General features: G+C 71.2%; 6 protein-coding genes and 1 pseudogene. 2 read left to right on the top strand and 5 right to left on the bottom strand.

Annotated features, from left to right (window positions below):
• Positions 1–92: 92 nt before the first annotated feature.
• Positions 93–473 (top strand): annotated as a pseudogene (locus tag ACFUJY_RS21020) (hypothetical protein); the annotation flags it as partial.
• Positions 474–518: 45 nt separating this feature from the next.
• On the opposite strand, the gene ACFUJY_RS21015 reads toward ACFUJY_RS21020, so the two are convergent.
• The 4 genes from ACFUJY_RS21015 to pta all read right to left on the bottom strand — a co-directional run bounded on the left by ACFUJY_RS21015 (position 519) and on the right by pta (position 7139).
• On the bottom strand, positions 519–2183 hold the full coding sequence (locus ACFUJY_RS21015; protein ID WP_383301666.1) for an IS1182 family transposase: 1665 nt from the start codon (positions 2181–2183) through the stop codon (positions 519–521).
• Between the two features lie 131 nt (positions 2184–2314).
• The gene (gene pyk, locus ACFUJY_RS21010; protein ID WP_383301663.1) at positions 2315–3745 is read right to left on the bottom strand and encodes a pyruvate kinase; all 1431 of its coding nucleotides are present in this window, start codon (positions 3743–3745) and stop codon (positions 2315–2317) included.
• Between the two features lie 74 nt (positions 3746–3819).
• Complete coding sequence (locus tag ACFUJY_RS21005; protein WP_383301660.1) at positions 3820–5061, bottom strand: acetate kinase; 1242 nt, start codon at positions 5059–5061, stop codon at positions 3820–3822.
• A 5-nt stretch (positions 5062–5066) separates the two neighbouring features.
• Positions 5067–7139: a phosphate acetyltransferase gene (gene pta, locus ACFUJY_RS21000; RefSeq protein WP_383301657.1), complete on the bottom strand. Its 2073-nt coding sequence runs from the start codon at positions 7137–7139 to the stop codon at positions 5067–5069.
• Between the two features lie 265 nt (positions 7140–7404).
• On the opposite strand from pta, the gene ACFUJY_RS20995 reads away from it, so the two are divergent.
• Positions 7405–8430: an ATP-dependent 6-phosphofructokinase gene (locus ACFUJY_RS20995; RefSeq protein ID WP_383301655.1), complete on the top strand. Its 1026-nt coding sequence runs from the start codon at positions 7405–7407 to the stop codon at positions 8428–8430.
• A 36-nt stretch (positions 8431–8466) separates the two neighbouring features.
• On the opposite strand, the gene ACFUJY_RS20990 is transcribed toward ACFUJY_RS20995, so the two are convergent.
• On the bottom strand, positions 8467–9096 hold the full coding sequence (locus ACFUJY_RS20990; RefSeq protein ID WP_383301691.1) for a helix-turn-helix domain-containing protein: 630 nt from the start codon (positions 9094–9096) through the stop codon (positions 8467–8469).
• Between the last annotated feature and the right edge of the window lie 160 nt (positions 9097–9256).

Raw genomic sequence — 9256 nt, 5'->3', positions numbered from 1 at the left:
GCCCACTCCGTCAGATTCACGCCCTGAGAACGACACTCACTCATGCGTGGTTACGCTCACTCCCTCAGCTCTGAGGAACAGCAGGTGGATACCCCGGGGCCGACCCGCGCCGGAAGCTGGTGTTCGAGTCGAAGGAGGAGCCCGGCGCCGGGACGCTGGAGATCCCGCTCGTACACAACGGCGTGGTCGTCTTCTCCGTGGCGGCCAACCGGCGGCTGAGGCACCGGATCGTCGCGGACCCGGCGGGCCGGACCGGCGACAACGAGTGGCTGGGCCTGACGTTCCGGACGTCGAAGACCGTCCTCCGCTTCCGCGCCGGGGTCCCGTACCTGCCGCAGGGCGTACCGCTCACGCTCGCGGACGAGGAGCGGGCGCGCGCGTTCTACGGGCTGCGGCGCCGCGAGAACGACGAGACGGACTTCGTGTACCCCGAGCTGGACTGCACCGTCAGCGCGAGCGATCTGCTGCCCCCCCGTGTGAAAAGGGCGGTGCCCCCGGTTCGGAGGAGATGCCGTTGGCTAATTCGTCCCGCTGAGAGCAATCTCGGCGGGACGAAGTCGTTCCAGGTGGCTGGTGCGGGTGTGGGCTCGGGGTTTGCCTCTGGTCCAGGCGTCGATTCGTGTGAGGTTGAGGGCAGTGGCGGTGAGCTGGTGCTGGAGGCGGGTCTTGGCAAGCCCGTGGTAGCGGCACTGGCGGAGGCTCAGGGCATGGACGGCCTGGGAGATGGTGCCCTCGATGCCGTTGCGGGCCGCGTAGCGGGCTCTCCAGGCCGGTGTTCCCTGGGCGGCGCGAGCGGCCCGGATGGCTTCGTGCTCTTCCCGCGGTCGCAGGGTGATCATCCGGCCCTTGGGTGAGCTGGTGCAGTTCTCCCGGTCGGGGCAGGGATTGCAGTGACGGGCGGCAAACCGGGCCCGGACCACCGGAGTGTCCCGGTGGCTGGTGGTATCCCGCCAGACCACGTTGGTCTGTCCGCTCGGGCGGGTGACCGTCTTCTTCTCCCAGTCGACGGTGAAGGCGTCCTGGGAGAAGGAGCCGCCGGCCTGGGTGGTGGTGTCGCCGGCGACGGGCCCGGTCATAGTGATGCCGTGCTGCTGGGCGGTGACCAGGCGGCGGCCGTCGACGTATCCGGCGTCCAGGAGGTGTTCGCCGGGCAGAAGGTCCTGGTCCGCGAGTGCGTCGTGGACCGTCTCGGTGGCCTTGATGTCGGGAACGGTGGCGTCCGTGGTCAGCACGTGCGTGATCAGATTGGGCGTTCCCGGCTCGCAGGTCTCGGTGAGGTGGACCTTGAAGCCGTCCCACTTGATGTCCCGCTTCAGGCTCGCGCGGACTTCGGTGTCATAGGGCGTGACCAGGCGCCTCGCTCCCGGCGGGCAGTCTTTTGGGTCCCGCCATCGCACCTGGCCGTCCGCGTCGACAAAGTACTGCTGGACCCAGGCCGCCCGCAGGACCTCGACGGCGGGCACCTCTCGCAGCCAGGCGGGTGCACCGGGGCTGGTGAAGATGTCCCGCAGCAGCCGCATGCCGTCCGTGCCCGTGAGTTCGGCCAGCTCGGTGCGCTGGGTCGGCTTCTTCGGCAGCCAGTAGTCCTCCGGCCGGTCGGCATACCGGTCGAACCACTGCGGATCGGCGTGCGAGGACAGCCATGCGGGCGTTGCGGCGGCGACCGCGTTGAGTGCTGCCCGCAGGGTCTCGATGACGAACTCCAGCCGGTTCAGAGACCTGATCGCACCCAGTACGTGGGTCGAGTCGGTCCGCGCCCGGCCGCCCGCGCGCAGCAGCCCCTTCTCCCGGGTGGCGGCCAGTACCCGGTCGAAGATGTCTTGCCCGGCGCCGGCAGCCACCAGTCGACTGCGGAACTCGCTGAGCACGGAGTAGTCGAAGCCGGGATCGGTCAGTTCCAGCCCCAGCGCGTACTTGAAGTCGATCCGGGCCCGCACCGCCTCGGCGGCCTGCCGGTCCGACAGCCCCTCGACGAACTGCAGCACCGATACCAGCGCCAGCCGCCCCGGTGACCAGGCGGGCTTCCCGCGGGCAGGGAACAGGCCCGCGAACTGCCCGTCGGTGAACAGCACACCCAACTCATCCCGGATCCGGATCGCCAGGCTTCCCTTCGGGAACGCCGCCCGGGCCACCCGCACCGTCTCCGCCGGAACTTCCCCGGGCCCCCTCGGCTGCATCGACATCGACACCCTCCCCAAACGACAACGTCGGCCTCCAAGACCACAACCGGGTCTTGAAGGCCGACGTCACGCGAGGCCCCGAATTGGCCAACGGCATCCCGTGCGGACCGGGGGCACCGTGGTCGTGCCGGGCCTCAGCCCTGGTCCTGGCCGCCCACGTGGTGGACGCGGACCATGTTGGTGGTGCCGGGGACCCCGGGGGGCGAGCCCGCCGTGATGATCACCGTGTCACCGGCGTTGTAGCGGTTGAGCTTCAACAGCTCCGAGTCGACCAGGTCGACCATCGCGTCCGTGTTGTCGACGTGCGGGACCACATGGGCCTCGACGCCCCAGCTGAGGGCCAGCTGGTTGCGGGTGGACTCGTCCGTGGTGAAGGCCAGGATCGGCTGCGCGGCCCGGTAGCGGGACAGGCGGCGGGCGGTGTCGCCGGACTTGGTGAAGGCGACCAGGGCCTCACCACCGAGGAAGTCCGCGATCTCGCAGGCCGCGCGGGCCACCGAACCGCCCTGGGTCCGGGGCTTCTTGCCCGGCACCAGCGGCTGGAGGCCCTTGGAGAGCAGTTCCTCCTCGGCGGCGACGACGATCTTCGACATGGTCTTGACCGTCTCGATCGGGTACGCGCCGACCGAGGACTCCGCGGAGAGCATGACCGCGTCCGCGCCGTCCAGGATCGCGTTGGCGACGTCGGACGCCTCGGCGCGGGTCGGACGGGAGTTGGTGATCATCGACTCCATCATCTGGGTCGCCACGACCACCGGCTTGGCGTTGCGCCGGCACAGCTCCACCAGGCGCTTCTGCACCATCGGGACGCGCTCCAGCGGATATTCGACGGCGAGGTCGCCACGGGCGACCATCACACCGTCGAACGCCATGACGATGCCCTCCATGTGCTCGACGGCCTGCGGCTTCTCCACCTTGGCGATGACGGGGACCCGGCGGCCCTCCTCGTCCATCACCTTGTGGACGTCCTTGATGTCGTTGGCGTCGCGGACGAAGGAGAGCGCGACCAGGTCGCAGCCCATCCGCAGGGCGAAGCGCAGGTCCTCGATGTCCTTCTCGGACAGGGCCGGGACGTTGACCGCGGCACCCGGCAGGTTGATCCCCTTGTGGTCGGAGATCACCCCGCCCTCGATGACGATGGTGTGGACCCGGGGGCCGTCCACGGAGACGACCTTGAGCTCGACGTTGCCGTCGTTGATCAGGATCGGGTCGCCCTTGGCGACGTCACCGGGCAGGCCCTTGTAGGTGGTGCCGCAGATCGACTTGTCCCCGGGGACGTCCTCGGCGGTGATGACGAACTCGTCCCCGCGGACCAGCTCGACCGGACCCTCGGCGAACTTCGCCAGGCGGATCTTCGGGCCCTGGAGGTCGGCGAGCACGCCGACCGCCCGCCCGGTCTCGGCGGCGGCCTTGCGGACCCGGTCGTAACGACCCTGGTGTTCCGCGTGGGAGCCGTGACTGAAGTTGAAACGGGCCACGCTCATGCCGGCCTCGATCAGAGCGACGAGCTGCTCGTGGGAGTCGACGGCGGGGCCGAGGGTGCAGACGATTTTGGAACGGCGCATGAGGCGGATCCTATCGGTTTGTTTCGCTGCGGAATATTCCGGCTGGTGGAAGATACAAAAGGGCGGAGGGCCGCTCAGTTGTCGACCAGTGCGAAGGTCTGGGTGGCGATCTCCAGCTCCTCTTCGGTCGGCACCACGGCGACCGCGACCCGTGCGTAATCCGGCGAGATCAGCCGCGGTACGCCGGACCGTACGGCGTTGAGATCCGCGTCCACCGCGAGGCCCAGCTCCTCCAGACCGGCGATCGCAGCCTCCCGTACCGGGGCCGAGTTCTCGCCGACCCCCGCCGTGAACACCACGGCGTCCACCCGGCCGAGGACCGCCGAATAGGCGCCGATGTACTTCTTCAGCCGGTGGACGTAGATGTCGAAGGCGAGCGCGGCACGCTCGTCGCCCTCGTCCACCCGGCGCCGGATCTCCCGCATGTCGTTGTCACCGCACAGCCCCACCAGGCCGCTCTTCTTGTTGAGCAGGACGTCGATCTCGTCCGCCGACATCCCCGCCACCCGCTTCAGATGGAAGGTGACGGCCGGATCGACGTCACCGGAGCGGGTACCCATCACCAGCCCCTCCAAGGGGGTCAGCCCCATCGACGTCTCCACGCACCGGCCGCCCGCGACCGCCGAGGCGGACGCCCCGTTGCCCAGGTGCAGCACGATGACGTTGACGTCCGCCGGCTCCTTGCCCAGCAGCTGGGCCGCCTTGCGGGAGACGTACGCGTGCGAGGTGCCGTGGAAGCCGTAGCGGCGGATGCGGTGGGCGTCGGCCGTCTCCACGTCGATCGCGTACCGCGCCGCGTACTCCGGCATCGTCGTGTGGAACGCCGTGTCGAACACCGCCACCTGCGGCAGGTCCGGGCGCAGCGCCCGGGCGGTGCGGATGCCCGTGATGTTGGCCGGGTTGTGCAGCGGCGCCACGGGGACCAGGCGCTCGATCTCCTTGAGGACCTCGTCGGTGATCACGGTGGGCTCGGTGAACCGGAGCCCGCCGTGCACCACCCGGTGCCCGATCGCCGCCAGCTCGGGGGAGTCCAGGCCGAGCCCGTCGGCCGCCAGCTCCTCGGCCGCCGCCTTCAGCGCCTCGTCGTGGTCGGCGATCCGGCCCTTGCGCTCCCGGGGCTCGCCGCCCCCGGCCAGCGGGGTGTGGACGAGCCGGGACGTCTCCTCGCCGATCCGCTCGACGAGCCCGGACGCCAGCCGGGAGCGGTCGTCCATGTCGAGCAGCTGGTACTTCACGGAGGACGAGCCGGAGTTGAGCACGAGCACCCGGCCCGGCTTCCGGTTCGCCGCCGCGTCTTCGGTGTTCGGGGTGGTCATGCGGGTCACTCCTCGCCCTGGGCCTGGATCGCCGTGATGGCCACGGTATTCACGATGTCCTGCACGAGCGCGCCCCGGGACAGGTCGTTGACCGGCTTGCGCAGCCCCTGGAGGACCGGGCCGACCGCCACCGCGCCCGCCGAGCGCTGCACGGCCTTGTACGTGTTGTTGCCGGTGTTCAGGTCCGGGAAGATCAGGACCGTCGCCTGCCCGGCCACCTCGGAGCCCGGCAGCTTCGTCGCCGCCACGCTCGGCTCGACCGCCGCGTCGTACTGGATGGGCCCCTCGATCCTCAGGTCCGGGCGGCTCGCGCGCACCCGGTCCGTCGCCGCGCGCACCTTGTCGACGTCGGCGCCGGTGCCCGAGGTCCCGGTCGAGTAGGACAGCATCGCGATCCGGGGGTCCACGCCGAAGCGGGCGGCCGTGGCGGCGGACTGCACGGCGATGTCCGCGAGCTGCTCGGCGTCCGGGTCCGGGTTGACCGCGCAGTCGCCGTACACCAGCACCCTGTCGGCGAGGCACATGAAGAAGACCGAGGAGACGATCGAGGCGTCCGGCTTCGTCTTGATGATCTCGAACGCCGGGCGAATCGTCGCCGCCGTGGAGTGCACCGCCCCGGAGACCATCCCGTCGGCCAGGCCCTCCTGGACCATCAGGGTGCCGAAGTAGTTGACGTCCGAGACCACGTCGTACGCCAGCTCGACCGTCACCCCGCGGTGCGCCCGCAGCTGTGCGTACCGCTCGGCGAACGACTGGCGCAGCTCCGAGGTCTGCGGGTCGATGAGCTGGGTCCCGGCCAGGTCGACGCCCAGGTCGGCGGCCTTCTTGCGGATGGTGTCCGGGTCGCCGAGCAGCGTGAGGTCGCAGACGTCCCGGCGCGTCAGCACGTCCGCCGCGCGCAGCACGCGCTCCTCGGTGCCCTCCGGCAGCACCACCCGGCGCCGGTCCGCGCGCGCCTGCTCCAGCAGCTCGTGCTCGAACATCATCGGCGTGACCCGGCCGCTGCGGGCGACGGAGACCCGGTCGAGGAGGGCGGCGGTGTCGACATGGCGCTCGAAGAGGCCGAGCGCGGTCTCCGCCTTGCGCGGGGTCGCCGCGTTGAGCCTGCCCTCCAGGGCGAAGAGCTCCGCGGCGGTGGGGAAGGAGCCGCCGGCCACCGAGACGACCGGGGTGCCCGGTGCGAGCCGCGCGGCCAGCGTGAGTATCTCCTCGCCGGGCCGCTCGTCCAGGGTGAGCAGCACCCCGGCGATCGGCGGCGTCCCGGCGCTGTGCGCGGCGAGCGAGCCGACCACCAGGTCCGCGCGGTCCCCGGGTGTGACCACCATGCACCCCGGGGTCAGCGCCTTCAGCAGGTTCGGCAGCATCGCGCCGCCGAAGACGAAGTCCAGCGCGTCCCGGGCGAGCCCCGAGTCGTCGCCGAGGAGCACCGTGCCCTTCAGGGCCGCGGTGATCTGGGCGACCGTCGGCGCCGCGAGGGCCGGCTCGTCCGGCAGCACGGAGCAGGGGACCGGCAGGGTCGCGGTGAGGCGTTCGGCGACGAGGTCCCGGTCGGCCGGGGCCACCCGGTTCACGATCATCGCGAGCACGTCGCAGCCCAGCCCCGAGTAGGCCCGGTACGCGTTGCGGGTCTCGGCGCGCACCGACTCCGCGTTCTGGTCCTTGCCGCCGACGACCGCGATCACCGAGGCGCCGAACTCGTTGGCCAGCCGGGCGTTGAGCGCCAGCTCGTCGGGGAGCTGGGTCGCGGCGAAGTCGGTGCCGAGGACGAGCACCACCTCGTAGTCGACGGCGACCCGGTGGAAGCGCTCGACCAGCCGGGAGACGAGTTCGTCGGTGCCCTGCTCGGCCTGGATCGCGGACGCCTCGTGATAGTCCATCCCGTAGACCGTGCCCGGGTCCTGGGAGAGCCGGTAGCGGGCCCGGAGCAGCTCGAAGAGCCGGTCGGGGTCGTCGTGCACCAGGGGGCGGAACACCCCGACCCGGTCCACCTGGCGGGTCAGCAGCTCCATGACGCCCAGGTCCACGACCTGGCGGCCGTCCCCCCGGTCGATCCCGGTCACGTACACGCTGCGCGTCACGCGTGCTCTCCCGTCGTCTCTGGTCCGGTATGGTGCCCGGTTCGAGTGGTAATCGCCCGTTTGACGATACCCGCGGGGGCGCAGGGGCCGCCCGCCGGACGACTGCCCCGCGAGGGCGTCACCAGGCCGCCCCGGAGCAGCCGGGAGCGCGAGCGGCGCGCCCGGCGTGGGACACTCGTCGTGACTCACGGTACGGGGGAAGTAGAAGAAGCCCCCGTTCCGGTTGCCAAAACGGACGGGCCCAGCGAGCAGGAGACGGAACAGGATGCGCATCGGAGTTCTCACCGCAGGCGGCGACTGCCCCGGCCTGAACGCAGTGATCCGTTCGGTCGTCCACCGGGCCGTCGTCGGCCACGGCGACGAGGTCATCGGCTTCGAGGACGGCTTCAAGGGCCTCCTGGACGGCCACTTCAGGCCCCTCGACCTGAACGCGGTCAGCGGCATCCTCGCCCGTGGCGGCACCATCCTCGGCTCGGCCCGCCTGGAGCGCGCCCGGCTCCGCGAGGCCGCCGAGAACTGCGCCGAGCTGAGCCGCCGTTACGGCATGGACGCGCTGATCCCGATCGGCGGCGAGGGCACGCTCACCGCGGCCCGGATGCTGGCGGACGCCGGCATGCCCGTCGTCGGCGTCCCGAAGACCATCGACAACGACATCTCCTCCACCGACCGCACGTTCGGCTTCGACACCGCCGTGGGCGTCGCGACCGAGGCCATAGACCGTCTGAAGACCACCGCCGAGTCCCACCAGCGCGTGATGGTCGTCGAGGTGATGGGCCGCCACGCGGGCTGGATCGCGCTGGAGTCCGGCATGGCCGGCGGCGCGCACGGCATCTGCCTCCCCGAGCGCAAGTTCGAGGTGGACGACTTGGTCAAGATGGTCGAGGAGCGCTTCGCGCGCGGCAAGAAGTTCGCCGTCATCTGCGTCGCCGAGGGCGCGCACCCGGCCGAGGGCTCCATGCCGTACGCCAAGGGCGAGATCGACCAGTTCGGGCACGAGCGGTTCCAGGGCATCGGCAACCGCCTGGCCGTCGAGCTGGAGAAGCGGCTCGGCAAGGAGGCCCGCCCGGTCATCCTCGGCCACGTGCAGCGCGGCGGTACGCCGACCGCGTACGACCGCGTCCTCGCCACCCGCTTCGGCTGGCACGCGGTGGAGGCGGCCCACCGGGGCGACTTCGGCCGGATGACCGCCCTGCGCGGCAACGATATCGTGATGGTCCGGCTCGCCGAGGCGGTCACCCAGCTCAAGACGGTCCCGCTGGACCGGATGCACGAGGCCGAGTCGGTCTTCTGAGCCCGTCGCGCCGGAGGGCCGCAGGGCCCTCTCCCGTTACGCCGGCGGGCCGGCCGTCTCCCAGAACCGGGGCACGATCCCGGTGAGGAAGGCCCGGCCCTCCTCACCGGTGTTGCCCGGCCGGTCCGTGCCCGCGCTGCTCCAGCTCAGCGTGGAGACCATCAGCGCCTGGTAGTCGCCGTGCAGCCGCTCCAGGACCTCCTGGAGGCGGCGCCGGTCCACCGGCACCAGCTTGCCCACCGGCCGGGTGTACGCCTGCCACCGCGTCGCCACCGCGCTGCGCAGCAGGTCCGCCAGCTCCTCCTCGCGCCCGGTCGCCGCCACGAAGTCCGCGGGCGTCAGGCCCAGCGCCTCGCTCAGCGCGGCGGACTGGCGCTCGTTGCCCCGCCAGCGCCCCGACTCCTCCATCCGCAGATACGCGGAGGTGGCCATCCCCACCCGGGCGGCCAGCTCGTCCGGCGACAGCTCCCGGGAGACCCGGTGCTCGCGCAGGCTGCGCGCCGCCGTCAGCAGCTCGCCCGGGGCGCACCACAGCACCCCGGCCAGCGCCGTGAGTTCGTACTCCGAGGGGAGCGCGAGCCCCCGCTCCCAGGCGGCCACCGTCTCGGCGGTGATCCGCAGTCCGTACTGAGCGCCGAGACCGTAGGCGACATGGCCGGGAGCCATACCCAGGGCCTCGCGGAGTCTTCGCGCGGCGGGGGCGTTGAAAGGCGGGGAGGGGTGCACGGGGACACCGTAAGGAGGCGGGGGCCCCGCTGACTACGGTGTGTTCACCCGAGAACACGGCTCATAGGAAGGTCCTAGGTACAAAAGCCGCACCAGGGGA

Origin of the sequence: Streptomyces sp. NPDC057249 (assembly GCF_042669245.1) — a bacterium.
In the GTDB taxonomy this organism is placed as follows: Bacteria; Actinomycetota; Actinomycetes; order Streptomycetales; family Streptomycetaceae; genus Streptomyces.
Note: the sequence above shows the minus strand (reverse complement) of the source record. Positions and strands in the feature narration are given on the sequence as shown.